This is a genomic window from Luteibacter sp. HA06 (assembly GCF_054061215.1).
This window is the reverse complement of record NZ_JBSSDZ010000001.1, coordinates 4,538,990-4,564,637: the sequence shown is the minus strand read 5'-3', so window position 1 is coordinate 4,564,637 and position 25,648 is coordinate 4,538,990. Positions and strand designations below refer to the sequence as shown.

Sequence of the window (25,648 nt, the reverse complement as noted above, 5' to 3'; positions counted from 1 at the left end):
GTCAATGCCGTTTGCCGAGCCAGCCGCGCGCATCGATGGGTTTTCCACCCTGGCGCAGCTCGAAATAGGCGCCGTTGTCACCGGCGGGTGCCGCAGCCGTGCCGACGGTTTCGCCAGCCTCGACCATGTCACCTACGCCGTGCAGCAGCGTTTCGTTGTTGCCGTACATGCTCATGAAGCCGTTGCCGTGGTTCACAATGATCATCATGCCGTAGCCGCGCAGAAAGTTCGCGAAGACGACTCGGCCACGGGCCACGGCCTTCACCTCGCTGCCACGCGCCGCGACGATGATCACGCCACTGCCATAGGCGTGCACCGGCCCGTTGGTCGGCCAGGGCAGGTTCCCGCGTAAATTGCCAAGCGGCGCCGAGGGCGCCGTGCCCTTGGGAGCGGGAGCCGGCTCGGCGGCCTTGGCGGCCTCGTCGATCACCTTCTGCAGTTTGGCGACCAGGGCGTTCATGTCCTGCTCGTTCTGCTTCAGCGCGGCGATGCGCTGGGCCTGGTCCTTGTATTTCGAATCCGCCTCGGCCACGAGTTTCTGCTGCGCGTTACGTTGCTTTTCCAGCTCGCCTGCGCGCTTCTCGCGCTCGGTCCGGGTCGCCTCGAGCCTGTCCTGCTCTGCGGTGATGGCGGTTTCGACCTCCTGCAGGCGGGAAAGATCCGCAAGCAGGCCGCGAATACGCTCAACCCGGTTCTCCTGGAAGTAGCGGGAATAGGCCAGCGCACGGGAAATCCGGTTGACGTCCTCGTCGCCGAGCAGGAGCTGCAGGTCCGAACCGCGGCCGAGGGTGTAGGTGGCCCGGAGCAGGTCGCTCAGTGCGTCCTTCTGTCTGTCGAGACCAGCCTGCATCTGCGCTCGCTGCTCATTCAGTTGGGCCAGATCGTGCTTGCGGGCTTCCAGATCGGTGTCGGTCTCACGGACGGCCTTCGCCGCGGCCGAGACCTGCTCGGCCTGCTTCGCCAGGGCGGCATTTGCGCTGTCACGGGTGTTGGCGGTGTCGCGCTGGTCCTTGGCCAGGCCCTCGATCTCCTTGCGGACGCCGTCGAGCTTCTGCCGGGCCTCCTCCTGTTCGGTGCGCGTTTTCGCGTCCTGAGCCGCGAAGGCGGACGGGATGGGGGCGGCGGCAGCGGCGAGGGCGAGCGTGAGCAGGAGGGGGAGGCGGGGGATTGGGCGCATCGGGGGATTATTACCTATCCGGTGGGAGGGTCGCCTGTTAAGACGAGAGGGTGGCTGGCCGCCTGCCGGCGGATCGCCGATGAATCGGCTCCCAAAGGGGAATCGCGGCTCGGCAGGCTTGGGCGGCGGTATGTGGGAGCCGCTTCAGCGGCGATTCGTCTCACACGAAACTATCTGTGCTGGTACGCCTTCCCAGCCGCCTCCTCAGCCCGTTTCTTCTGACTGGTCTCGACCCCCGTGCCGTGAGAATTCCGTTCGCTTTCCGTTTGGACGTCCGAACGCTTTGACGCAGCGCGGCAAATGTGACTAAAGTGGGCCGCTAGTCCTTTGCGCGCACGTGATGGTCGACCGGTCCAGGTCGCGGGGCCACGTGCTCGCCAGATCCCCAGCACAACCTTATGCCCCAGGAGGCGGATGGTGAAGCAAGGCACTCCGCGCCTCTACGATGAGGCGTTCGAACACGACAGCTGCGGCTTCGGTATCGTCGCGCAAATAGACGGCCACGCCAGTTCGGCGCTGGTCGACACGGCTTTTTCGGCACTGGGCAAGCTGTCGCACCGTGGCGGCGTCAACGCTGACGGAATCAGCGGCGATGGCTGCGGTGTCTTGATCCGCCGCCCGGTCGAATGGCTGCGCGCGCTTGCGCGCGAATCCGGCATTTCGCTCGCCACGCATTTCGCGGCGGGCGTCGTCTTCCTCGATCCGGAAGGCGATGACCGCGCCGCCGGCGTGCTTGAGGCCGAACTGGGTGCCGTGAACCTCAAGGTGGCTGGCTGGCGCGATGTCGCCGTTGATGAAGCCGCTTGTGGTCCGCTCGCCGCGGCGTCCATGCCGCGCGTTCGCCAGATCTTCGTCGATGCACCAGGCGATCTCACGCCCGCGCAGTTCGAAGCGAAGCTGTTCCACGCGCGTCGCCGGGCGGAACTCGCACTCGCCGACGACAAGCAGTTCTACGTCGTCTCGCTCTCCGGTGAAGTCGTCGGCTACAAGGCCATGGCCGCGCCCGGGCACCTGCGCGATGTCTATCCCGACCTCAAACATCCGGCCCTTGTGGCCGACGCGGTCGTCTTTCACCAGCGCTTCTCGACCAATACATCGCCGCAGTGGCGTCTCGCCCAGCCGTTTCGCCTGCTCGCCCATAATGGCGAGATCAACACCATTCGTGCGAACCGCCGCTGGATGCAGGCGCGAACGTCGGTCATGCGCTCGGAGCTGGTCGATCTGTCGGACATCGGTCCGCTGGTACGCCAGAGCGGCTCGGATTCTGAAAGCCTCGACAACGCGCTCGAAGTATTGCTGATGGGCGGCATGGACCTGCTCACCGCCATGCGCGTGCTCGTGCCGCCGGCCTACTCGGCACGCGAGGATATCGACGAAGATCTCGCTGCCTTCTACGAGTACTACGCACTGCACAGCGAGCCATGGGATGGCCCAGCCGGCCTCGTGATGTGCGACGGTCGCTATGCGGCCTGCACGCTCGATCGCAACGGCCTGCGCCCGGCGCGCTGGGCGCTTTCCGACGACAACCACCTGATCGTCGCTTCCGAAGCAGGCCTCTGGGATGTCCCGTCCGCGCGTATCGTCGCCAAGGGCCGCCTTGCACCGGGCGAGATGATCGCCGTCGATTTCCTCGAACATCGTCTGCTTCGCGACGCCGACATCGATGCGATCAACCGCAAGCGCGCGCCGTTCCGCGACTGGCTGCGCGACGGCGTCACCTACCTCGAATCCGATCTGATCGATCCGAGCCTCGCCGCCGAGCCCTTGCCCGCCGATGAACTGCGCCGCTACCAGAAACTCTTCGGCCTTTCGCGCGAAGAGTGCGAGTCCGTGCTGAAGGTACTCGCGGAAACCGAAGCGGAAGCGACCGGCTCCATGGGCGACGACACGCCGATGGCCGTGCTGTCGCGGCAGATCCGTCCGCTCTTCGACCGCTTCCGCCAAGGCTTCGCGCAGGTCACCAACCCGCCGATCGATCCGCTGCGCGAGCGGCTGGTGATGTCGCTGGTGACGCAGATCGGCCAGGAACGGAACATCTTCGACCTCGGTCCGGAGAACGCGAAACAGATCCTGCTCAACTCGCCGATCCTCTCGCAGCGCAAGCTGCGCCAGATTCTCGCAAACGCCGAGTACGCGGATACACCGCGCTTCGACCTCATGTACGGCAGCGACGAAACACTGGAGCAGGCGCTGCTGCGTATCTGCGATGCCGTCGAAGCCGCAGTGCGTGCGGGCGTGAAAATCGTCTTCCTGAGCGACCGCTATCCGCGTCGCGACCTGCTACCGATCCACTCGCTGCTGGCCACCGGCGCCGTGCATGCGCGCCTGGTCGACTCGGGCCTTCGATGTCAGTGCAACATCATGGTCGAGACGGCCACGCCGCGCGATCCGCATCACTTCGCCTGCCTGCTCGGCTTCGGCGCCACGGCGATCTACCCGTGGCTGGCCTACCAGAGCCTGTTCGATATGGGTCGCAGCGGTCACATCCGTAATGGCGAAGGCGCGCCACGCGAGATCGGTCGAAACTACCGTCGCGGCATCCGCAAGGGCCTGCTGAAGATCCTCTCCAAGATGGGTATCTCCACGGTGGCCGGCTACCGCGGCGCCCAGCTGTTCGAGATCGTCGGCCTGTCGCGCGATGTCGTGGACATCTGTTTCCCGGGTACACCGTCGCGCATCGGCGGATCGACCTTCGATGATCTGGAGAAAGAACAACGCCTGCTGGCGGCTGAAGCCTGGGACGAAGCGCACGCGCTGCGCGCCGGTGGCCTGTTCAAGTACGTGCACGGCGGCGAGTTCCACATGTATAACCCCGACGTGATCGCGAGCCTGCAGGTGGCGGTACGCACGGGCGACTGGGACGACTACGCGAAGTACGCGCACTACGTGGATGCGCGTCCGCCCTCCGCCCTGCGCGACCTGCTCGTGCCGCGCGAAGGCACGTCCATTCCGCTGGACGAGGTCGAGCCGGTGGAAAGCATCCTGAAGCGCTTCGACTCGGCCGGTATGTCGCTCGGCGCCTTGTCGCCGGAGGCGCACGAGGCCCTGGCGATCGCCATGAACCGGCTCGGTGCCCGCAGCAACTCGGGCGAGGGCGGTGAAGATCCGGCCCGCTACGGCACCGACCGCGCGTCGAAGATCAAGCAGGTTGCCTCGGGCCGCTTCGGGGTGACGCCGACCTACCTGGTCAATGCCGAAGTGCTGCAGATCAAGATAGCCCAGGGCGCCAAGCCGGGCGAAGGTGGCCAGCTGCCCGGACACAAGGTGGACGCGACCATTGCCCGCCTGCGTTACGCCAAACCGGGTATCGGCCTCATCTCGCCGCCTCCGCATCACGACATCTATTCGATCGAAGATCTTGCCCAGCTGATTCACGACCTCAAGGAAGTGAACCCGAAGGCACTCATCTCGGTGAAACTCGTCTCGCACGCGGGTGTGGGTACCGTCGCCGCCGGGGTCGTGAAGGCCGGCGCGGACCTGATCACGGTGTCGGGCCACGACGGTGGCACAGGTGCAAGCCCGCTCACGTCCATCAAGTACGCTGGTACGCCATGGGAGCTCGGTCTGGCCGAAACCCAGCAGACGCTTCGCCTCAACGACCTGCGTGGCCGCGTTCGCCTGCAGACCGACGGCGGGCTGAAAACCGGCCTGGACGTGATCAAGGCCGCCATGCTCGGTGCCGAAAGCTTCGGTTTCGGCACCGGTCCGATGGTGGCGCTCGGCTGCAAGTACCTGCGCATCTGCCATCTCAATAACTGCGCCACCGGCGTCGCGACGCAGCATCCCGTGCTGCGTCAGAAGCACTTCCTCGGCTTGCCGGACATGGTGATGAACTACTTCCGCTTCGTCGCGGAAGACGTGCGTCGCCATCTTGCGCGCCTCGGTGTTCGCACCCTGGAAGAACTTGTCGGCCAGAGCAGTCGCCTGGAGCAGCGCGATGGTGTCACCGCCGTGCAGGATCGCCTCGACCTCAGCCCCTTGATCACGGAAGACGGCATGGGCGAGAAGGTCGACTTCGCCTGCACCTTCGCGCGCAATCCCATGCGCGATCCCGCGACACTGGCCAGCCGTATCTCCGCGGACACGCGAGCCGTGGTCGCCGATGCGCTGGGCGGTACGTTCCGCTACGACATCGCCAACACGGACCGCGCCATTGGCGCGCGGCTGTCAGGCGACGTCGCCCGTCGTTGGGGCGACGTAGGCATGGTGGAGAAGCCGGTTCATCTGCACCTGACCGGATCGGCCGGGCAGAGCCTCGGTGCGTGGAACGCATCCGGCGTGCATATCGATCTGGTCGGTGAAGCCAACGATGGCGTCGGCAAGGGCATGGCCGGTGGTCGCCTTATCATCCGGCCGCCTGCGGACTCGCCATTCGCCAGCCAGGAAGCCTCGATCATCGGCAACACCTGTCTCTACGGCGCAACGGGCGGTGAGCTGTTCGCCGCCGGCCAGGCGGGCGAGCGTTTCGCCGTGCGTAACTCCGGCGCGCTCGCTGTCGTCGAAGGCGCGGGCGATCACTGCTGTGAGTACATGACCGGTGGCGTCGTCGCGGTGCTCGGGCGTACCGGCCTCAACTTCGGTGCGGGCATGACCGGCGGCTTCGCCTACGTACTCGACACCGAACGTAACTTCGTCGACTGCTACAACCACGAACTCGTGGATATCGTGCGTATCTCGCATGAAGGCATGGAACATTACATGCAGCACCTGCGCCAGCTCATCGCCCGCCACGCGGAACTCACGGACTCAGCCTGGGGCCGTAAGGTCCTCGGTGATTTCCGTGGCCTGTTGCAGCGCTTCTGGTTGGTGAAACCGAAAGCTGCCAGCCTCGATGCCCTGGCTGAAGAACTCCGGAGTGCGGCATGAGCGCGAAGGACTTCCGTTTCCTCGAAGTACCAAGGCAGACGCCGCGCACCGTGCCCGTGGCGGTTCGCGTGCTCGGTTACGGTGAGATATCCGGTGAATTCGCGCCTTCCGAAGCCGCCTCGCAATCGGAGCGCTGCATCGATTGCGGCAACCCGTATTGCGAACACGCCTGCCCGGTGCACAACTACATTCCGAACTGGTTGAAGCTTGTCCAGGACGGTCGCCTGTTTGAAGCAGCGACGCTCATGCACGAAACCAATCCGCTGCCGGAGATCTGTGGGCGTGTCTGCCCGCAGGACCGGTTGTGCGAAGGTGCATGCACGCTGGAGCAGGGTGATTTCGGTGCGGTAACGATCGGCAGTGTTGAAAAATGGGTCACTGACGAAGCGATTCGCCAGGGCTGGCGTCCTGATCTTTCGCGCGTGCGCGAAACCGGTCAGCGCGTTGCCATCGTGGGTGCCGGCCCGGCGGGCCTTGCCTGTGCCGACCGCCTTCGCCGCGCTGGCATCGCCGCCGACGTCTACGACAGCCAGCACGAGATCGGTGGCCTGCTCACGTTCGGCATTCCGCCCTTCAAGCTGGACAAGTCCGTCGTGCGCACGCGGCGCATGGTGCTCGAAGGCATGGGCGTGCGTTTCCATCTCGGTGTTGAGATCGGTCGCGATATTGCGTTCGACGAATTGCTTGCCGACTATGACGCCGTCTTCGTCGGAACGGGTGCCTATAAGTACGTCGACGGCCAGCTCGAAGGCCGCGACCTTGGCGGTGTGCATGACGCACTTCCCTTCCTCATCGCCAACGTGGAACGCTTGCTGCGTGACGAGGAGCCTTCGGCGGAATACGACCTCGCTGGCAAGCATGTCGTCGTTCTCGGTGGCGGCGACACCGGCATGGACTGCAATCGCACCGCCATCCGCCTCGGTGCGGCGTCGGTCACCTGCGTTTACCGTCGCGACGAGTCCAGCATGCCGGGTTCGCGTCGCGAAGTCGGCTACAGCCGCGAGGAAGGCGTGCGTTTCCTGTTCCAGCAGCAGCCCATCGCGCTGGTCGGCGAGGGTGGCAAAGTCACGGCGGTTCGCGTGGTCGAGACCCAGCTTGTCGACGATGGTGACGGACGCCCGCGTCCGCAGAACGTCGCAGGTAGCGAAACCGACCTGCGTGCGGACGTGGTGATCCAGGCCTTCGGCTTCCAGCCGAGTCCGCCGGACTGGTGTGATGCCTTCGGTATCGAGCGCGATCGCAGCGGCCGCATCGTCGCCGGTGGCGAGGGGCGCCTGCCGTTGCAGACGAGCAACCCGCGCATCTTTGCCGGTGGCGACAACGTGCGCGGTGCGGACCTCGTGGTGCGTGCGGTTTACGACGGTCGGGAAGCCGCCGGTTCCATCGCACTCATGCTGGCGACGTCGAAGCTGGCTCTCAAGGTGGCGGTCTAGACGGTCAACTCACCGGTCGCTGTTGTCGGCAAGACCTTGCGGCGACGGGTAGGGCACAATGGGCGCATGCTCCTTTGGGACATTCCCCGCCCATGTGCCTGATCGCCTTCGCCTGGCATGTCCATCCGCGCTGGCGACTGGTGCTCGTCGGTAACCGCGACGAATTCCATGCGCGCCCGACGGCACCGCTTGCGCCGTGGGATGAAGCGCCCGATGTCATCGCGGGGCGCGATCTCGAGGCTGGCGGCACGTGGGCCGGCGTCGCGCCACATGGAAGGGTCAGTGTGATCACCAACGTGCGCGACATGACGGCGGACCACAGCGGCCTCTCGCGCGGGTTGCTGGTCGCGGACTATCTCGGCTCAAACGTGCCGGCGCGCACCCATGCCATCGAGCTCATGCCCAGCGCCAAGGGCTATCGCCCCTTCAACCTGCTGACCTTCGACCACGACGATGCCTACTACCTCGGCAACCATCCCAACGCGCGAGCCCAGCTTGTCGACGCGGGCGTGCATGGCCTGAGCAACGCGGACTTCAATGCGCCCTGGCCGAAGACCCAAGCGCTCGTTGAGAATCTCACTGCCTGGGTGGCTGCGGATACCGATTCCGACATCGATGCCCTGTTCGCCCTACTCGCGGACAAGGGCGAATGGCCTGACGACGTGCTTCCCGACACGGGCATTGGCATCGAGCGCGAGCGGTTCCTTTCGAGCGCGTTCATAGCCGGCGAAACGTACGGTACCCGCGCCAGTACGGTGATCCTGGTCGACCACGATGACCGGACATTTATCGCGGAGCGCCGTTTCGGGCCCCACGGTGTCCCACAGGGCGAGAGCCGGTACGACCTCGCCGGCACCTGAAAGCGGTCGTTCTTGGCGTAGTGGCGAGAGTCTTTTGCCTGAATGGCGATTGATCCAGGCCCGGGTAGCCCCGACGATGAGTGGGTCAGACATTCATCCCTTTCCCTCGGAGCTCCAGCATGAACATCGATCTCAGTAAGCGCAGCGCCATCGTCAGCGGCTCGACCGCCGGTATCGGCCTGGCCATCGCCACCGGCCTCGCCGCCGCCGGCGCGGAAGTCGTCGTCACCGGTCGTACCCAGGCCCGCGTCGACGAAGCCCTGGCGACGATCCGCAAGGACGTGCCGAATGCGAAGCTCAAGGGCGTCGCCGCCGACCTTGGTACCGCCGAAGGCGCCGCTATCCTGATCAAGGCCGTGCCGGAGACAGACATCCTGGTCAACAACCTGGGCATCTTCGAGCCGAAGGGCTTCTTCGACATCGATGACGCGGAGTGGACGCGCTTCTTCGAAGTGAACGTGAACTCGGGTGTCCGCCTCTCTCGCCACTATGCCAAGGGCATGGCCGAGCGCGGCTGGGGCCGCGTCCAGTTCATCTCCAGCGAATCCGCCGTGCAGGTGCCGGCCGAGATGGTCCACTACGGCGTGACCAAGACGGCCCAGCTTGGCGTCTCGCGTGGCCTGGCCGAAGTGATGTCGGGTACCGGCGTCACCGTGAATGCGATCCTTCCGGGCCCGACCCTGTCCGAAGGTGTCAGCGACTTTTTCGGCAAGATTGCCAAGGACCAGGGCAAGTCGCTGGAGGAGGTCGAGCGCGACTTCATCCAGACTCACCGCCCGACCTCGCTGATCAAGCGTCTGCTGAGCGTCGAGGAAGTGGCCAACGTGTCGGTGTACCTCGCGTCGGAGCAGGCTTCTGGCACCACCGGCGCTGCGATCCGCGTCGACGGCGGCGTGACCCGCTCGATTATCTGAGCGTGCCGGTCGATCGCCAGGGACGGCGATTGACAATAGAGGACATGACACCTAGATTCCCGCCATAGCCGACCCTGGGTCGGCGCACAGGGATCAAAGGAATGTTCAGTGCTATTGCGGCGTTCGTCGTCGCCTGCCTCATGCCGTCCGTCGGGCGCTGGTACCGCATGCGGCGGAAGAAGGCCGAGCCGGGCGTGCCGTCGGCCTAGAGCGAGCCTGCTGTAGCCACGTCTGTGCAAGGGCCACCAAGTCAACAAACGGGAGCGCGTCGCGGTCCAGGTCAGCGCGTATGCACATGCGCGGAAGATTCGCATTGAAGTTGGCGTACTCAATGATGATTCGTGTCCCACCAGGTATGTCGGTGCGACGAGACTCTGTACGCAGCCAATTCCGCACTATTGGGATCAGGCGAGCAGTATCCCAGCCATGCGCCTGAAGATCCTGGCCGGCAATGTCGGAGAGGCACTTTTGAGAGGCGTACTTCTCATGCTCGAGTATCAGCAGGGAATGCGAAGCATAAGTTCGGGTTGCTTTCTTCAGGCCGACGGCGATTCCGAGCTCGAACGGCATGTTGAATCGGGGCAGCCCGCTGGCTGCATCGAGGCCGACGGCAGACAGGTCATGGACGCTGAACTCCGATTCCTTCATCAAGCGGACAATCTTGTCGAGGCGGACATCGCCGCTGTTCCCAGCCTCTAGTGCGGATCGGGGACGAAAGCGGCAGGCAAGCACGGTGAAGATCATCGCCTCGTGTAGCTGCCTGAAGTCGGCGGTGAAAGGACAGTTAATGAACACACTGGTCCGGTCTCGGTCGATTCCTCGATGCATCGCGACTTACTTCCCTTCGAGCTTCTTCTGCGCAGCGCGTTTCGATGTTATCTGCGCAGAAGTGGCTGTATTCGCACATTGATCTCGCATGGCGTTACGCACGAGCGAGATCCTCTGCCTCTTCGTCAGGCTACTGCCTCGAATAGGAAAGTTCAGAACATGGAATTTCTGGTCATGAGTCGTCATACGCCGATCATAGCGTTCGATCTTGCGCGTCCATGATGCCCTCTGAAGCCGCTATTTTTGTTCGTCCTGACGACCCGTGGGTGTCGCGAGTCGGAATCTGTAGAAAAGTCGCGGTGTTGAACACAATGCCCACGCCGAGTCCAGGCGTGCGGTAGGCGCACAGCTTCACGCACCGTCCAAGGACCTGCTGTTTCGGCGCTACGTACGCCTACATTTGTAGCGTACGAGCCCTGAGGAATAACTCACTCGCACGAATACCGATGTTGCGGAGGCAGGATCAGCCGAGCGTGCCGTCGACATAAAACCAGCGACCACCTTCGCGTACGAATCGACTCGTCTCGTGCATGCGTTCCGCGCTTCCGCCACCCATGCGCAGGCGAGCGACGAACTCGACGATCGCGGTGTCCGGGGCAGGGTTCTCGTGGCGCTTGACCGACAGGCCGAGCCAGGTCGGCCTGGGCGACTGCGCATCGAGATCGAGGGCTCCCGGGCGCGTGCTTTCGTGCCAGGTAGCCAGCAGGTAATCCTCCAGCCCAAGCACGTAAGCGCTGTAGCGGGAACGCATCAAGGCCTCAGCCGTCGGTGCCGGTTCGCCGGCATGCCAGAGGCCACAGCACGTCGGCAGGGGCTTGCCGGAACCGCAAGGGCACGGCGTGTTCGGCGAGGTAGACATGGCTCAGTCCACCTTCCCCGACAGAATAAGTGGCGCGAGGTCATAGCCCATGTCCGTCGCCGTCTTCTTCAGGGACTCGAACGTCGCCCGATCCATCGACGGATCACGCGAGAGGATCCACAGGTACTTCCGGCCCGGTTGCCCGACCAGCGCCCATTGATAGTTTTCGTCCAGGGCGAGCACCCAGTAGTCGGCCCAGACCATCGGCAGCCACGACAACCAGGCGGGTGCGAAGCGCACTTCCAGCTTGCCCCGGGCGAAGTTGTCCGGGCGGCGGGCGACGCCATCGCTGGCGATGGTTTTGCCCTCGGCCGTGACGCAGGCGTTATGCACGGCGACGGTCCCGTCGGGCTTAGGTTCGTAGTGGGCGGTGACGTTGCTTTCGCACTTCCGCTGGAACCACATGGGGAGCCGAGCGATCTCGTGCCAGGTGCCGGCGTAGCGGGCCAGGTCGAGGTCGGGAACGGGGGCGAGGGGGACCGTGGCGACCGCGGTAGACGTGGCCATGGCCAGGGATAGGGCGGCGAAGAGTTCGCGCATGGCGGTAAATCCTGTGGAGCGGACTCCCTACGATGCCTATCGGCGGTGAACTCCAATTAAATCTTGCGAGGCGTCGGCCGATACAGGGGTGCGAATGATCGGAGAGACCGCCGCGATGGGCCCCAAGACAATGCCCCGACCCCTATGGACTCGCCTGCGTGAAAACCTCACGTGGCGGCCGAAAGTCCATTTCGACCAGGAGTCGGGCGTGGTCGTGGTCCATCTGGGCGCCTTCCGCACGCGCGAGGTGCCGATGGAACGGATTCGCCGCATCGAGGCGGGTAACCGGGACAACCTGGCGGGCGACACCGTGTTCGTGTTCTTTCACATCGACGGTGAACCCGTGCTCGCGGTGTCGGAACTGGACAGCGGCTTTGCGCCGATGATCGACGTGATGCGCGAGTACTTCCCGGGCATCGAGAAGTGGGAGGAGGGGGTGCCGCCGGCGCGCTTCCAGTTGGCCTCGGTGGAGCTTTGGAAGCGGTCGTTGGGCTGAGGGCTGAGGGCTGAGGGCGGGGGAGTACTGGCCCGCTGCCGCGGGATCGCCGCTGAAGCGGCTCCCACATCGCCGACGAATCGGCTTCCACATCGCCGCTGAAGCGGTTCCTGCAGAGAGCTGGCGAAAACCTTGATCGCGGGGATCGGCTACGCGATGCGTACGAGCAGGGCGGTGGCGTCGGCGGCAAGTTCGATGGTTCGCGGATGGGTGACTGAATCACCCGTCTGGCAGGGAGTGCCATCGGCGATCACGCTTCCCTTTGCGATATGAATCAACACTACGCCAGTCGGATCGACGCTGGCCGGGCCGTGCACGACATCGATGGTCCCGCGCGCCTTGCCGCGACGGACCATCAGATTGAAGTCGCGTGTCACGCCACCGGCGAGCCCCACCTCGACAGCCGATTCGCCTGCGAAGGTGAAGGGCAGGCACGGCGTCGTCAGCGCGTGCTTGTGTTTCCCGTCCAGCGTCATCGTGAAGCCATCGCCGTCGAGCAGGACGATGGTGCGATCGATGCCGGGAAAGGCCGAGAACGGCGATGCCGTATCGACGTCGGCGATGCTGACACGCCAGAGAAAATCGTCCATCGTCGCACCGGGTGGTTCGACGACGATTTCGCGGGTGATGCCGAGACCGTTTTTCCACGGCACGGCTTTCAGCTCGGCAAAGGGAATGACCGTCATGCGACACGCTCGATATTTCGGGCGAAAGGTGGCAGGGCGCGCAGCATGCCCGTGCCGTAGCGTTTGGTGATCACACGGCGATCCAAAAGCACGATACGCCCGGTATCGGTCTCGGTACGGATCAGGCGGCCGCAATACTGGGTGAGGATGCGCGTGGCATCCGGCACGCTCACTTCGATGAAGGGATTGCGCCCGCGCGATTCCAGCCACTCCGCATAGGTCGCGCCGACTGGGTCGGTGGGTACGGCAAAGGGCAGTTGTGTCACGACAACGGTTTCGCAGAGCTTGCCCGGCAGGTCGAGACCTTCGCCGAATGAAGCAAGGCCGAACAGGGTGCTGCCCTTGCCGGCTTCGATGTCTTCGCGGTGCTCGGCAATCAATTGCGCCTTCGATAGCGAACCCTGCGCACGTACCTTGCGCACGAACTCGATCGGCAGGATCTGCAGGACACGATCGAGCTTTGCCCGTGAGGTAAACAGCACGAGGTTGCCCGCGTCCCAGTCCAGGTTTTTCGCCAGCCAGCCGGAGACCTCGCGTGCATGGCCTTCGCGATCGTCCGGCATGGTCGTCAACGCGGGAACGGTGAGCGTGGCCTGCTTTTCCAGGTCGAACGGCGAGGGCAGGCTCAGTGTCACCGCCTCATTGGGCAGGCCGACGGAATCGGCGAAACCACGGAAGTTGCCGCCGGCGCTCAGCGTGGCCGAGGTCATGACGACAGCGGACGCGTTGTCCCAAAGCACCGTGCGCAGCAGGCCGCCCGCGGACACGGCGGAAGCGTGGCAGACGAGTTGCTGCTCGGGCGTCATCGTTACCCAGCGCGCGAGCGGCGGTGCGTTCTCGCGGTCGTCGGACGACCACGCGTACCAGGTACGCACCTGGCGATCGAGGCGCTCCAGTGCCACGCCAAGCTCGCGCGACAAGGCTTCCTGGGTCGGGCCGCCCGCCTCCATTTCGACCACGGTGCGGCGCACCGTCCGCAGCCAGCGTTGGATATCTTTCGTCACCAGATGCAGGTGCTCGGCATGCATCTTCCAGTTTTCCGGAAGCTGGCCCAGCGACGCGCGGAATACGGGTTCGGTTTCGCTGGACGACGGCGTCCACGACATCCGGATCTCGCGCTCGATCTCTTCGAGGGAGCCCGACATCAGCATCAGTTTCTCGTCGCCCGCTTCGAGCGACAGGTTGCCGATGCTTTCCTTGTCGGTGAGCGAATACGCGGCGTGGATCTGGTTCTGCAGGCGACCGATGCGGCGCACGGCGGTGGCAAGGTGCACGTCGGCCGCACCACGGTCGATCGCCTTCGCGGGCACGTGATGGGCCTCATCGAAGATGTAGAGGGTTTCTTCGGGCTTGGGCAGGATCACGCCGCCGAAGGTGTCTTCGTCGCGCGGCATCGTCAGGTCGGCCAGCACCAGGTCCTGATTGGCGACCACGATGTCCGCCTCGCCGATGAGCCGGCGGGCGACGAAGAACGGGCAAACGGCGAACGCGCCGCACTTGCGCCCGGTGCAGCCACCGGCGCTCGTGGTCACCATGCCGCGAACGAGGTCGGACAGCGGCTCGGGGCTGGTGTCGATGTCGCCGTTCCACTCGCGCGACTCGAACGCCGCGCTGAGTTTCGCGACGGCCTTGGTGTCCCGTTCCGCAGGCGGACGTGCCCACAAAGCCACATCGGCGTCGAACTCGAAGCCGCCCTGGGCCGTCGGCTCCGAGCCGGCCATGCGCAGGTTGCGCGGGCACAGGTAGCGGGCACGGCCCTTGGCGAGGGCGATCTTGGCCTCGACTCCGCAAAGAGTGAGGTATTGCGGGATATCGCGCTGGACCAGCTGCTCCTGCAGGGCAACCGTCGCCGTGGCGATGACCAGTTTCTTCTTCTGCGCGCGGGCCACTTCGAGTCCGGCGATGAGATACGCCATGGACTTACCGGTGCCGGTCGGGGCCTCGATCACGGCGGCGCCGCCAGGCTCGGCAAGCGCTTTGGCTACCTCGGCGATCATCTTTAACTGTGACGCGCGCCCACGGAAGCCCGCAAGGCCGTCCTTCAGGCGCGCATACGCGGCGCGGATTGCGCCTTTGGTGTCGTCGGTGAGCATAACCGGTCAAGGTTACCTCATACCCGTCTCACCCCACGACGCTCAGGCGTGACGGTTGATTCCGACGGGTGTGACAGCGCCGCCCGCGACAAGGCCGGCGACCACGTAGGTGTGTTCTTCCCACGTGCCATCGACTTGCTGGACGTGGATCTCGACTGGCCGGCCAAGACTGTCGGACAGCCCCGGGGCGAGCGCCTCGGCGGCGGCTATGGCCATGGATTGCGAGGCATACCGTCCGAGGGGCGTGGAAGCACGGCGTACGATCCACGGTCCCTGTGTCGATTCGCTGTACGGAATGAACAGTTGGGCGGAGCTGGAAGCCATGGAAACCCTCGCTATGGGATGGGTAGACCTGACGCAGGCACCGCGGAGCGGTGTCGAGTCCACGCTACGCCGATCCGGCTAAAAAACCCGTTAACCCTTGTGGCGCATGGTTTTGCGGGCCACTTCGTCGCGCCTGAAACAATCGCCGGCATGCGAATTGATCAGGCCGGTGGCTTCCATCCAGGCGAACACGATGGTCGGCCCGACGAAGGTGAAGCCGCGTTTGCGCAACGCCTTGGAAACCTCCTCTGACAGGGGGCTGTTAGGCGGCACCGGTCCTTCCCAGAGGATGGGCTGGCCGCCGACCGCGTCCCAGCAGAACCGGGCGAAATCCTCTCCCGACGCCCGCATGACAAGGAAGGCCTTTGCATTGTTGATCGCGGCACCGATCTTGCTGCGTGAGCGGATGATGCCGGCGTCACCGAGCAGGCGTGCGACGTCGTCAGGTCCATAGGCTGCCACGCGTTCCGGATCGAAACCCTCGAAGGCGCGTCGGAACCCGTCGCGACGGGCAAGGATCGTCCGCCATGACAGGCCGGCCTGGAAGCCGTCGAGGATGAGCTTCTCCCAAAGTTTGCGCCCGTCGCGCTCAGGCACGCCCCACTCGGTGTCGTGGTAAGCGCGCATGAGTTCGTCGGACTCCCCCCAGGCGCAGCGGGTCTTGCCGTCGCTCACCCGTTGAAGCCGAGGTAATCCAGTTTGCCGACCGCAAGGCCGTTGTGGCGGAGGATGTCGTAGGCCGTCGTCACGTGGAAGAAGAAGTTCGGAATCGCGAAGGTCAGCAGGTACGAAGCCGCGGTGAAGGTGTGCTCGGTGTCCTTGAACTTGCGCGACAGCGGGCGCGTTTCGCCAGCCTCGATCACCGCGCGGTCCACGGACTCGATCCAGGCAACCGTGCTGTCGATACGCTTGCGCAGGTCGGCAAAGGTCGTCTCGTTGTCGTCGAAGGAGGGCGGCTGTACCTCGCCGATCCGGGCGATGGCGAACTTGGCGGTGTCGCTGGCGCGCTGCACCTGGCCGGCGAGGTTGAGCATGTCGGGCGCAAGCCGGGCCTCGATCAGGCGGGCGCCGTCGGGCTGGGCCGCGGCCAGGTCAAGCAGGTCGGCGAGCACGCGGAAGCCGCGGACGAAGACAGGGACCGAAGCGTCGTAGGCAGAAATAGTCATGGCGGGCAGGGCCTTTGGGTTGGGCAATCCGGTCCGATCTGGGGGTGGCGGGGGCATCCGACAAGGCAGGCATCCTTCGTCCAATCGGTCTACCATCGGCCGCCTTACCCATCGATCCGCGGGTCCCCATGTCGCCACTCGAAGCTTCGACTTCCGCGCCCGACGCCATCGTCTCGGTGCGCGGCCTATCCAAGTACTACAAGAGCGGCCATCACGCTCTCAACAACGTGGACCTGGAGATCCGCCGCGGCGAGATCTTCGCCCTGCTCGGTCCCAACGGCGCCGGCAAGACCACGCTCATCAGCATTATCTGCGGCATCGTCAACGGTAGCGAGGGCAGCGTGCACGTGGATGGCCACGACATCGCGCGCGATTACCGTGCGGCCCGCGGCCTGATCGGACTGGTGCCGCAGGAGCTTTCCACGGATGCGTTCGAAACGGTCTGGGCCACGGTGAAGTTCAGCCGCGGCCTGTTCGGCAAGGCACCCAATCCTGTGCACCTTGAACGGATCCTTCGCGACCTGTCGCTATGGGAAAAGAAGGATTCGAAAATCATGGTGCTGTCAGGCGGCATGAAACGGCGTGTCCTGATCGCCAAGGCGCTGGCGCACGAACCGCGAGTCCTGTTCCTGGATGAGCCTACGGCCGGTGTCGACGTCGAACTGCGTCACGACATGTGGGAGATGGTACGTCGCCTGCGCGAGTCGGGCGTCACCATCATCCTGACCACGCACTACATCGAGGAAGCCGAGCAGATGGCCGATCGCATCGGGGTCATCAATCGCGGCGAGATCGTGCTGGTGGAAGAGAAGCACACGTTGATGCAGAAGCTCGGCAAGAAGCAGCTCACGCTGTCCTTGCAGAGCCCGCTCGCAGCGGTGCCGGAGGGCCTGCGCGAATGGCCGCTGGAATTGTCGGCGGACGGCCAGTGCCTCACCTATACCTTCGACACCCAGGGCAACGACACAGGCATCGCCATGCTGCTGCGCAAGCTCGGTGAGCTCGGTATCGACTTCAAGGACCTGCATTCCAGCGAGAGCTCGCTCGAGGATATTTTCGTTAGCCTGGTGAGGGGCGGCGTATGAACATCCATGCGATCCGTGCCATCTATCGCTTCGAAATGGCCCGTACCTTCCGCACCCTGATGCAGAGCATCGCGTCACCGGTACTGTCGACGTCGCTGTACTTCGTGGTCTTCGGCGCGGCGATCGGTTCGCGCATGGGCGCGATCGGCGGCGTGAGCTACGGCGCCTTCATCATCCCCGGCCTGATCATGCTGTCGTTGCTCAACGAGAGCATTTCCAATGCATCGTTCGGCATCTACATGCCGAAGTGGGCGGGGACGATCTATGAACTGTTATCCGCGCCCGTGTCGTACGTGGAAGTCGTGATCGGCTACGTAGGTGCGGCGGCGACCAAGTCGGTGATCCTCGGCCTGCTTATCCTGCTGACGGCGCGTTTCTTCGTCGCCTACGAGATCCAGCATCCGTTCTGGATGCTGGCCTTCCTCGTGCTCACCGCGGTGACCTTCAGCCTGTTCGGTTTCATCATCGGCCTGTGGGCCGACGACTTCCAAAAACTGCAGGTCGTGCCCTTGATGGTGATCACGCCGCTCACCTTCCTCGGTGGCAGCTTCTACTCGATCAACATGCTGCCCCCGGTATGGCAGAAGATCACCCTGTTCAACCCCGTGGTCTACCTGGTGAACGGATTCCGCTGGAGCTTCTATGGGCAGGCGGATGTGAATGTTCTTGTCAGTGCGGGAGCGACGATCGGCTTCCTGCTGATCTGCCTCGCCGTGGTCTGGTGGATCTTCCGCACCGGCTGGAAGCTCAAGAGCTGACAGGAAATGTGGGAGCCGCTGAAGCGGCTCCCACAAGAAGCAGGGGCTGTCGGCAGCCGCGATGCTTACGGCTTGCCGATGAAGTCGGTCTTGCCCAACACCACGCCGACGCCGCGCAGGATCGCGTACGCCGTGGTGCTGTGGAAATACACGTTCGGCAGGACGAAGCCCAGCAGGTAATCCTGGCCACGGAGGGTCTGCTCGCCGCCGCGGGTCTTCAGCACCACCGCGCGATCTTCACTGCCGTCGATCTGCGCCGGCGTGAATGCCTCGAGCTGCTTGATCACGGTGGCGATGCGCGCCTGCAGTTCGTCGAAGCTCGTCTCGTTGTCTTCCATCTTCGGCGGCTCGACGCCGGCGAGGCGGGCGCCTGCGCCCTTGGCCATGTCCGTGGCGATCTGCACCTGGCGGATCAGCGGGAACATGTCGGGGGTGATGCGCGTATGCAGCAGCACCTCCGGCGCGATGTTGCGCTCGGCGGCATGGGCAGCGCCCTTGGCCAGCACGGCGGAAAGATTGTTGAGGGCGCGCACGAGGACGGGTACGCAGGTCTGGTACATGGAGATGGACATGGCGGGGCTCTTGTCGTGGGTGGCGGCCGGATGGCCGCGGCGGCGTAGTGTGCGGGTTCGTTGGCGACGCGTCGACGGGGTGTGGGGTTAGGATGTCCCACCCCACCCGGAGAAGGCGCCCGATGCTCAGGCCTAAACATCGCGAACATCACCGGCTGGATCGCATCGGCTGGCTGCGCGCGGCGGTACTCGGTGCCAATGACGGCATTCTTTCTACTGCGAGCCTGCTGGTGGGAGTGGCCTCGGCGCAGGCGGCCGCGGGCAGCGTCTTGCTGGCCGGTGTCGCCGGCCTGGTCGCCGGCGCGATGTCCATGGCGGCCGGGGAATACGTTTCCGTGCGATCGCAGGCGGATAGCGAGCAGGCAGAGCTGGACCTGGAATCGCGCGAGTTGGAGGACGACCCGACCGGCGAGCACAGGGAGCTCACCGAGATCTACGTGCGGCGCGGCCTCGACCGGCCTCTCGCGCACGAGGTGGCCGAGCAGCTCATGAAACACAATGCACTCGAAGCCCACGCTCGCGACGAACTGGGCCTGTCGGTGACGACGGCGGCGAAGCCGCTGCAGGCTGCTGCGGCGTCTGCCGTGAGCTTCGCGGCGGGCGCTATCCTGCCGATCCTTGCCGCCGTGTGGTCGCCGCGCGAGCAGTTGGCATGGATCACGGTGGGCGTATCGTTGCTGGCGCTCGCCATCCTCGGTGCCATCTCAGCGCGCCTCGGCGGTGCGAATACCACGCGAAGCGTGGCGCGCATCGTGTTCTGGGGCGCGCTGGCGATGGCTCTGTCGGCGGTGGTCGGAAAGATCTTCGACGCGGCAGTTTGACTGGCAGCGGCCGGTTGGCCGGCGGGTAGGTACTAGCCCGCGACGCAGCGGTTACGACCGCCGTTCTTCGCCGTATACAGCGCGAGGTCGGCGCGATCGAACACGGTCTGCGGGGTATCGCCTGGCTGGAACTGCGCCAGTCCGATCGACGCCGTTACGCGTACCGGCTGGCGGCTGGCGTGGAAAGCGAGGTGCTGGATCTTTCCGCGCAGGCGTTCGCACACCTGCATGGACTCGGCTTCGTCGGCGCCGTCGAACAACACGATGAATTCCTCACCGCCGTAGCGCGCGACGAAATCGCAGGGCCGCACGTACTTGAGCAGGGCCTGGCCGATGATGCGCAACACCGCATCGCCAGCGGTGTGTCCGTAGGTATCGTTGATGCTCTTGAAGTGATCGATATCGATCGCTGCGATGCTGAGCGGACGCGTCGTGGTCTGCCAGCTCTCAAACGCGGCTTCGATGCGCTTCTCGTAGGCCAGCCGGTTGGGCATGCCGATCATGGTGTCGGTCTGCGCCAGCTCGTGCTCGCGCTCGAGTGAGCGCTGTAACGTATTGCGTTCGGTTTCCAGTTGTTCGATGCGCTGGCGCATCTTCTCGGCGCGCTCGCGGTATGCCGTCAGGCGCGAACCCTCGCGATCGCGGAACTCGCTGAAACACTGGGCGATCGTCTCGAGGCAGCTGTTCACCCGCTCGCGCAGGTCGTGCACGTCGTCGTACTCGAGAGCGGCTTCGCTCAGCAGTCGCATCTCGTGGGCCACCGAGGCATCGAGGGCCTGCCCGTTGGCCTCACCGCTGGATTGGTCGGCCAGCTCGCGCGACATGTACTGGCTCAGCTCGTCGAGCCGGCTCGTTACATGGCGAAGCACGGCCTGCAGGGCGTCGATTTCACGCTGCAGACCGATACGCTGTTCGTTGATGAGGTCGGCAAGGCGGTCACCGCAGGAGGCAAGGGCGACCAGGTCGCCCGCGTCAGCCACATCGTGACGAAGATCGTTGGCGCGGTCGGCCAGGCGCGGCAACACGATGATCCGGTCGACCAGCCGGCTCAGCGCGGACTGCACGGAGGAACCGTGTTCCGTGCGCGTGGGCCGCGTGATCGCGATGGATTGTTCCGTATGCGTGCCGCGGGGCCGGGCGCCGAGGTTGTTCATGGCCTCGGTGAGGCCGTTGACCAGGGGCTCGAGCGTCATCGCGTCCATCGGGCCCTGCAAGGCACCGGAGAGGCGTTCGATATGGGTATCGACCTGATCGTGGGCACCGTGGGCGGCGCGTCCGAGACAGCCAACGAGCTGGCGCAGCAGGGACTCGGCGGTCCGCCACTGTGCTTCTTCACGACTCAACCGTTCAACGGCCTCGTGATACTTGCTTTCCCAGACATGGTTGTCCAAACGCACGCCCCAACGGTCGCGTTAACTGCCGAATACGTGGGCCATACTACGAGAAATCACGGGGGTTAGCTCGGCAATTCGGCGTTCGAGGTCATGCCGTCAGGCGTTTGAGCCTTGGTGCCACGATGGGCGTGGTCAGCATGGTGCTCGCCACAGCCATGAGCAGCAGGGCGGTGAAGGTTTCGCTGGTGATGATGCGGCGGTCGAGCAATACGTTGACGAAGATGATCATGATCAGCGCTTTCGTCTGCAGCAACCAGCCTACCGTCCACGCGTCGCCGCGCTTCCAGCCGAGCAGCTTGCCGGCGATCCCCACGCCGGCGAGCTTGCCTGCGACCGACGCGACCAGCAGCAGCGAAGCGGCGATGAAGACCGCGGCCCCACCGATCTGCCAATCGGTGCGCAGGCCGGTGGAGAGAAAGAACACCGGCATGATGACGAGCAACACATTGTGACGAAGGCTGTCGAGGCGTTCGAGATTGAACCAGTCGCGTTCCATCACGGCCCCGGCGAGGAAGGCCCCCACCATGAAGTGCAGCCCGGACCAGTCCGCGCCGTAAGCGCACGCGGCCAGCCAGATGAGACCAACGAAATAGCGATCCGTCTCTGGCAGTCGCGCCATGAGACGGCGAAACAGCCATGCCGCTACGCCGAAGATGGCAAGGAACGCGACTTGATGGCCGACACGTTTCCAGTCGAGCAGGATGATCGCGAGCACGGCCCAGATAGCGAGATCGTCGAGGCTTGCATAGCGAAGTACACGCTGGCCAAGCGGCTCTCGCAGGATACCCATCTTCTCCATCAGCAGGATCAGGATGGGAAGTGCAGTTACCGCGCAGGCCATGCCGATACCGAGGATGAACTGCCACGTGCTCGCGGCCTCGCCCATCCAGCCACTGCGCCACGCCAGCATGCCGACGGCGGCAAGGCTGCCAGCGACCAACGGCGCAGCCAGCGCGAAGGCGGCGGTGGTGCCACATTCGCGACGCTGTTTCCACGCTTCACGCAGGTCCAGCTCGATGCCGGCAATCCATACAAAGACCATCACCGCCCACCAGGCGATGCCGTTCAACGCGCCAATCACCGGCGGCGCAAATACTGTCGCGTAATAGTCCGGGAAAGCCTTTCCGAGTACGCCTGGCCCGAGCAGGATGCCTGTAAGGATCTGCACGACGACCAGCGGCGCCCAGTAGTCGGTGCGGAACACGCGCCAGATCAGATACGGCACGCCAAGAATGATCGTCATCGCGATCAGGAACAGTTCCGTCGTATTCATCGCTCTCCCCAAATCCCCGGCAGAGCCTACACGACCGCCCACTCTGTGGGAGCCGATTTATCGGCGAACGGCACTCGCGACTTCCTCCAACGACATCCTCAACGCCCGCGCCATCGGCTCAGCATCCCCCTCGACAACCGTCCACACCGTCGCCCCCTCCAACCGCGCAATGGCATCGCCAGCCAACTCGCGCGCACGCACCTCACCCACCGACGGCGCAATCAACGCCGTCAGCCGATCGCGTTGCCCGGTAAAGAACCCCCGCACCGCGACGGCCGCTTCAGGGGTATCCGGCCCCGATGCTCCATACGCCAGGTGCAACCCGACGCAGCGGATCTCCTCGGACAAGCCACGCGCGATCCGTTCTAGCACCACGCCATAGGCGGCGAGAGGATCGCCTTCCGGCAGTTCGGCGAACAGTTCGTCGTTGGTGAGGGTCAGCACCTCGGGCACCAGGGCTTCCTTGGTCGGGAAGCGCGTGTAGAGGCTCGCCTTCTTAAGGCCCACCTTCGTGGCGAGGTCCTGCATGGAGGCGCCGTCGTAGCCGTGGTGCCGGAACAGCTCCCTTGCTTCACGGATGATCAAACCCAGGCTTGCTTTCATCGAATGCTCCGCATAAACTACCGACCGGTCGGATCTATTCTAACAGATCGGCCCCCCGAATTCATTCCCCGGAGATCCGTCATGAACGCTCCCGCTCCCGTCCTTCCGACCGTTCAGTACCGCAGCCAGGCCGTCGGCAATGTCGAGGTCTTTTATCGTGAGGCCGGCCCGGCCGACGCCCCGGTGATCCTGCTCCTCCACGGCTTCCCGACCTCGGGCCACATGTTCCGAGACCTGATCCCGTTGCTGGCCGATCGCTACCGCGTCATCGCCCCCGACCTGCCGGGCTATGGCCAGACGAAGGCGCCCAAGCGCGGCGACTTCGACTACACGTTCGATAACCTGGCCAACGTGATCGGCGGTTTTGTCGACGCCATCGGCCTGACGAAGTACGCGCTCTATATCTTCGACTACGGCGCGCCGACCGGTCTGCGCCTGGCGTTGGCGCATCCGGAGCGCGTCACCGCGATCATCACGCAGAACGGCAACGCCTACCTCGACGGCTTCAGCCCGGCCTGGGAGTCGTGGCAGCGTTACTGGCGCGAACCCACCCAGGAAAATCGGGAGGCCACCCGCGACGCGCTGGCGCCGGAAACCATTCGTGACATCCAGTACGGCACGGGCACCGATCTGACCCGGCTGTCGCCGGATGGCTACACGTTGGATATCGCGTACATGAGCCGCCCGGGAGCCGACGAGATCCAGCTCGACCTCGTGCTCGACTACCGCAGCAACGTGGCGCGTTACCCGGATTTCCAGGCGTACTTCCGGGAGCATCAGCCGCCGCTGCTGGCGGTCTGGGGCAAGCACGATCCGTTCTTCATTCCGCCGGGTGCCGAGGCGTACAAGCGGGACCTTCCGGAGGCCGAGGTGCATTTCCTCGATACCGGGCACTTCGCCCTGGAGACGCATGCCAACGAGATCGCCGGTTATATCCGCGACTTCCTCGTGCGCAAGCTGAAAGCCTGAGCTAACGCTCCGCCAGCCGCCATTACATCGGCGGCTGGGAGAGTTCCTTCGCGTTTAGGTAGCCGTCCTTGTTCCTGTCCAGCTTGTGGAACTGGTGGATCAGGTTGCGCTGGAACTCATCCAGATGAATGGGCCGGGCGCCAGGCCTCATCGGGCCGTCGTTGGCGTCGATGACGCCGTCGCCGTTGACGTCCATGCGCAGAAAGCCCTGGCTCATGTAGCGGACGTACTCGGCCTCGTCGATCCGGCCATCGCCATTTGCGTCCATCCGCTGCAGGTACTCGGCGGGCGTGCGCGGGAAGTCCTGGGCCAGCGCGCCGCCGGCGAAGAGCGTGAAGGCCACCAGGGCGTATGGACGTCGATTCATGGGGCAGGAGTCTGCGGGAAAGGCTTCGGTTTGTCGCCCCATGCATCGTGGGAGTACCTTTGGCTCCTTACCCTCCAGCCAAGGGACCGCCGATGATCTACGACAGCATCCTCGACACGATCGGCCGTACGCCCATCGTGCGCCTGCACCGCCTGGCGCCATCGCACGTCACCCTCTACGCCAAGGTCGAATCGTTCAATCCGGGCGGCTCGGTGAAGGACCGCCTCGCCATCGCGGTCATCCTCGATGCCGAGCAGAAAGGCCTTTTGAAACCGGGTGACACCGTGATCGAGGCCACCTCCGGCAACACCGGCGTCGCCCTGGCCATGGTCTGCGCGGCTAAGGGCTACAAGTTCGTCGCGATCATGGCGGACAGCTTCTCGGTGGAGCGTCGGAAGCTCATGCGTGCCTACGGCGCCCGGGTCATCCTCACGCCCGCTGCGGAACGCGGTAGTGGCATGGTGCGCCGTGCCGAAGAACTGGCGGCGAAGCACGGCTGGTTCCTGCCGAGGCAGTTCGCCAACCCGGCCAATCCGGCGTATCACCGCAGCACGACCGCCGCCGAAATCCTGCAGGACTTCGCGGGACGCCGCCTCGATGCCTTCGTTACCGGCTGGGGCACGGGTGGCACGCTTACGGGCGTGGGTGAGATGCTGAAGCTGGCCCGCCCCGAGGTGAAGATCGTCGTTTCCGAGCCGGCCGCCGCTCCCCTGCTGGCAGACAAGCCCTGGTCGCCGCACAAGATCCAGGGCTGGACACCGGACTTCGTGCCGGAGGTGCTCAATCGGAAGGTTTTCGACATCAATCTTCCGGTGGACGAGGTAGTCGCCCGCGACACCGCGCGGCGCCTGGCGAAGGAAGAAGGCCTGTTCGTCGGTGTGTCGGCTGGTGCCACGGTGGCCGCCGCACTGTCTTTCGCTGAAAGTGCTCCCCAGGACAGCGTGATCCTCGCCATGCTTCCCGACACGGGTGAGCGCTACCTGTCGACCTTCCTGTTCGAGGGTGTCGAGGAAGGGTCGGACACCGCATGGCTCGAAAGCCTCGGCTGAGACAAGGTCGGCCGCAGCGATTTCGTTATCCGTCGAGAACGGGATCGCTGCGTTGTCATCACATGTTCAACGTCACGGTAGGCGCCTGAATTCGAGGAGACCGCCATGACCTTTCTGCGCCGCAAGACCATCAGCGAGGAACTCCTCGCCCACGCCCAGCAACTCGTGCAGGACTATCCGCCGCGTGATGCCTACGACGCGGCGCGCGGTTACGCGCGTGATTACGCGGGACGTGCCGGCACGCTTGCTACTAAGGCCCTGGCGACGACCAGGGCGCTGACCGCGGCCGGCGGGCGGACACGAAGCCGCAAGAGCCTGGGTATCGCGATCGGTGTCAGCCTCGGGCTTGGAGCTATTGCGACGGCGTACTTGCTCGCCCGACGTAAAGCGCTCACCCAGGACGAGTACGACGAGCACGACCCCACGCGTTACCGTCCGACGACCGCGAGTGGCGATGCGCTGGACGGGACGGGTGAGGACAATCCGGTGCCGGGCGAGACGGGGCTTTACTAGAG

The 25,648-nt window shown here is 64.7% G+C and carries 25 protein-coding genes; 12 read left to right on the top strand and 13 right to left on the bottom strand.

What is annotated here, in order from left to right; genetic code table 11:
- Window position 1: 1 nt before the first annotated feature.
- A complete protein-coding gene (locus ACVWWJ_RS21125; RefSeq protein WP_456969366.1) occupies window positions 2-1,177 on the bottom strand; it encodes a murein hydrolase activator EnvC family protein in 1,176 nt (391 codons plus the stop codon).
- 414 nt (window positions 1,178-1,591) lie between these two features.
- On the opposite strand from ACVWWJ_RS21125, the gene gltB reads away from it, so the two are divergent.
- The 5 genes from gltB to ACVWWJ_RS21100 all read left to right on the top strand — a co-directional run bounded on the left by gltB (window position 1,592) and on the right by ACVWWJ_RS21100 (window position 9,949).
- Window positions 1,592-6,043: a glutamate synthase large subunit gene (gene gltB, locus ACVWWJ_RS21120; RefSeq protein ID WP_159889987.1), complete on the top strand. Its 4,452-nt coding sequence runs from the start codon at window positions 1,592-1,594 to the stop codon at window positions 6,041-6,043.
- The gene (locus ACVWWJ_RS21115; protein ID WP_456969365.1) at window positions 6,040-7,476 is read left to right on the top strand and encodes a glutamate synthase subunit beta; all 1,437 of its coding nucleotides are present in this window, start codon (window positions 6,040-6,042) and stop codon (window positions 7,474-7,476) included. Before gltB ends, ACVWWJ_RS21115 begins: the two co-directional genes overlap by 4 nt.
- Before the next feature lie 92 nt (window positions 7,477-7,568).
- Complete coding sequence (locus tag ACVWWJ_RS21110; protein ID WP_456969364.1) at window positions 7,569-8,336, top strand: NRDE family protein; 768 nt, start codon at window positions 7,569-7,571, stop codon at window positions 8,334-8,336.
- 119 nt (window positions 8,337-8,455) lie between these two features.
- Window positions 8,456-9,250 (top strand): SDR family NAD(P)-dependent oxidoreductase, encoded by a 795-nt coding sequence (locus ACVWWJ_RS21105; RefSeq protein ID WP_456969363.1) that lies wholly within the window; start codon window positions 8,456-8,458, stop codon window positions 9,248-9,250.
- A gap of 426 nt (window positions 9,251-9,676) precedes the next feature.
- On the top strand, window positions 9,677-9,949 hold the full coding sequence (locus ACVWWJ_RS21100) for a hypothetical protein (RefSeq protein WP_456969362.1): 273 nt from the start codon (window positions 9,677-9,679) through the stop codon (window positions 9,947-9,949).
- 592 nt (window positions 9,950-10,541) lie between these two features.
- Here ACVWWJ_RS21100 and ACVWWJ_RS21095 read toward each other — a convergent pair.
- Both ACVWWJ_RS21095 and ACVWWJ_RS21090 read right to left on the bottom strand, forming a co-directional pair.
- Window positions 10,542-10,937 carry a YchJ family metal-binding protein gene (locus tag ACVWWJ_RS21095; protein WP_159889997.1) on the bottom strand — a complete coding sequence of 132 codons (396 nt, stop codon included), beginning with the start codon at window positions 10,935-10,937 and terminating at the stop codon, window positions 10,542-10,544.
- A 3-nt stretch (window positions 10,938-10,940) separates the two neighbouring features.
- On the bottom strand, window positions 10,941-11,477 hold the full coding sequence (locus ACVWWJ_RS21090) for a lipocalin family protein (protein WP_456969361.1): 537 nt from the start codon (window positions 11,475-11,477) through the stop codon (window positions 10,941-10,943).
- Between the two features lie 130 nt (window positions 11,478-11,607).
- On the opposite strand from ACVWWJ_RS21090, the gene ACVWWJ_RS21085 reads away from it, so the two are divergent.
- Window positions 11,608-11,973 (top strand): hypothetical protein, encoded by a 366-nt coding sequence (locus ACVWWJ_RS21085; protein WP_456969360.1) that lies wholly within the window; start codon window positions 11,608-11,610, stop codon window positions 11,971-11,973.
- Window positions 11,974-12,122: 149 nt separating this feature from the next.
- On the opposite strand, the gene ACVWWJ_RS21080 is transcribed toward ACVWWJ_RS21085, so the two are convergent.
- The 5 genes from ACVWWJ_RS21080 to ACVWWJ_RS21060 all read right to left on the bottom strand — a co-directional run bounded on the left by ACVWWJ_RS21080 (window position 12,123) and on the right by ACVWWJ_RS21060 (window position 16,242).
- Window positions 12,123-12,659 (bottom strand): HutD/Ves family protein, encoded by a 537-nt coding sequence (locus ACVWWJ_RS21080; protein WP_456969359.1) that lies wholly within the window; start codon window positions 12,657-12,659, stop codon window positions 12,123-12,125.
- Window positions 12,656-14,752, bottom strand: a complete 2,097-nt coding sequence (gene dinG, locus ACVWWJ_RS21075) for an ATP-dependent DNA helicase DinG (protein ID WP_159890005.1) — start codon at window positions 14,750-14,752, stop codon at window positions 12,656-12,658. Before dinG ends, ACVWWJ_RS21080 begins: the two co-directional genes overlap by 4 nt.
- A 42-nt stretch (window positions 14,753-14,794) precedes the next feature.
- Window positions 14,795-15,076, bottom strand: a complete 282-nt coding sequence (locus ACVWWJ_RS21070) for a DUF2188 domain-containing protein (protein ID WP_159890007.1) — start codon at window positions 15,074-15,076, stop codon at window positions 14,795-14,797.
- A 90-nt stretch (window positions 15,077-15,166) separates the two neighbouring features.
- Window positions 15,167-15,751 carry a DNA-3-methyladenine glycosylase I gene (locus ACVWWJ_RS21065; RefSeq protein ID WP_456969358.1) on the bottom strand — a complete coding sequence of 195 codons (585 nt, stop codon included), beginning with the start codon at window positions 15,749-15,751 and terminating at the stop codon, window positions 15,167-15,169.
- Complete coding sequence (locus ACVWWJ_RS21060; protein ID WP_456969357.1) at window positions 15,748-16,242, bottom strand: DUF1993 domain-containing protein; 495 nt, start codon at window positions 16,240-16,242, stop codon at window positions 15,748-15,750. The genes ACVWWJ_RS21065 and ACVWWJ_RS21060 overlap by 4 nt, the downstream gene beginning before the upstream one ends.
- A 128-nt stretch (window positions 16,243-16,370) precedes the next feature.
- Between ACVWWJ_RS21060 and ACVWWJ_RS21055 the strand changes: the two genes are divergently transcribed.
- Together ACVWWJ_RS21055 and ACVWWJ_RS21050 are read left to right on the top strand one after the other, a co-directional pair.
- Entirely contained in the window at window positions 16,371-17,327 is a 957-nt protein-coding gene (locus ACVWWJ_RS21055) for an ABC transporter ATP-binding protein (protein WP_456969356.1), read from the top strand.
- Window positions 17,324-18,085 carry an ABC transporter permease gene (locus ACVWWJ_RS21050; protein WP_456969355.1) on the top strand — a complete coding sequence of 254 codons (762 nt, stop codon included), beginning with the start codon at window positions 17,324-17,326 and terminating at the stop codon, window positions 18,083-18,085. The genes ACVWWJ_RS21055 and ACVWWJ_RS21050 overlap by 4 nt, the downstream gene beginning before the upstream one ends.
- A gap of 65 nt (window positions 18,086-18,150) precedes the next feature.
- Here ACVWWJ_RS21050 and ACVWWJ_RS21045 read toward each other — a convergent pair whose 3' ends face one another.
- Entirely contained in the window at window positions 18,151-18,657 is a 507-nt protein-coding gene (locus tag ACVWWJ_RS21045) for a DUF1993 domain-containing protein (protein WP_456969354.1), read from the bottom strand.
- 122 nt (window positions 18,658-18,779) lie between these two features.
- On the opposite strand from ACVWWJ_RS21045, the gene ACVWWJ_RS21040 reads away from it, so the two are divergent.
- Window positions 18,780-19,478 carry a VIT1/CCC1 transporter family protein gene (locus tag ACVWWJ_RS21040; protein WP_456969353.1) on the top strand — a complete coding sequence of 233 codons (699 nt, stop codon included), beginning with the start codon at window positions 18,780-18,782 and terminating at the stop codon, window positions 19,476-19,478.
- 32 nt (window positions 19,479-19,510) lie between these two features.
- On the opposite strand, the gene ACVWWJ_RS21035 is transcribed toward ACVWWJ_RS21040, so the two are convergent.
- The 3 genes from ACVWWJ_RS21035 to ACVWWJ_RS21025 form a co-directional block, all read right to left on the bottom strand.
- Entirely contained in the window at window positions 19,511-20,875 is a 1,365-nt protein-coding gene (locus ACVWWJ_RS21035) for a GGDEF domain-containing protein (protein ID WP_456969352.1), read from the bottom strand.
- Window positions 20,876-20,960: 85 nt separating this feature from the next.
- Window positions 20,961-22,145 (bottom strand): cation:proton antiporter, encoded by a 1,185-nt coding sequence (locus tag ACVWWJ_RS21030; protein WP_456969351.1) that lies wholly within the window; start codon window positions 22,143-22,145, stop codon window positions 20,961-20,963.
- 57 nt (window positions 22,146-22,202) lie between these two features.
- Window positions 22,203-22,748, bottom strand: coding sequence for a TetR/AcrR family transcriptional regulator (locus tag ACVWWJ_RS21025; RefSeq protein WP_456969350.1), 546 nt, complete (start codon window positions 22,746-22,748; stop codon window positions 22,203-22,205).
- An 81-nt stretch (window positions 22,749-22,829) separates the two neighbouring features.
- Between ACVWWJ_RS21025 and ACVWWJ_RS21020 the strand changes: the two genes are divergently transcribed.
- Window positions 22,830-23,717 carry an alpha/beta fold hydrolase gene (locus ACVWWJ_RS21020; RefSeq protein ID WP_456969349.1) on the top strand — a complete coding sequence of 296 codons (888 nt, stop codon included), beginning with the start codon at window positions 22,830-22,832 and terminating at the stop codon, window positions 23,715-23,717.
- A gap of 22 nt (window positions 23,718-23,739) precedes the next feature.
- On the opposite strand, the gene ACVWWJ_RS21015 is transcribed toward ACVWWJ_RS21020, so the two are convergent.
- The gene (locus tag ACVWWJ_RS21015; RefSeq protein ID WP_456969348.1) at window positions 23,740-24,084 is read right to left on the bottom strand and encodes an EF-hand domain-containing protein; all 345 of its coding nucleotides are present in this window, start codon (window positions 24,082-24,084) and stop codon (window positions 23,740-23,742) included.
- A 92-nt stretch (window positions 24,085-24,176) separates the two neighbouring features.
- Between ACVWWJ_RS21015 and cysK the strand changes: the two genes are divergently transcribed.
- Entirely contained in the window at window positions 24,177-25,133 is a 957-nt protein-coding gene (gene cysK / locus ACVWWJ_RS21010) for a cysteine synthase A (protein WP_456969347.1), read from the top strand.
- Window positions 25,134-25,238: 105 nt separating this feature from the next.
- On the top strand, window positions 25,239-25,646 hold the full coding sequence (locus tag ACVWWJ_RS21005; protein WP_456969346.1) for a hypothetical protein: 408 nt from the start codon (window positions 25,239-25,241) through the stop codon (window positions 25,644-25,646).
- Window positions 25,647-25,648 lie beyond the last annotated feature (2 nt).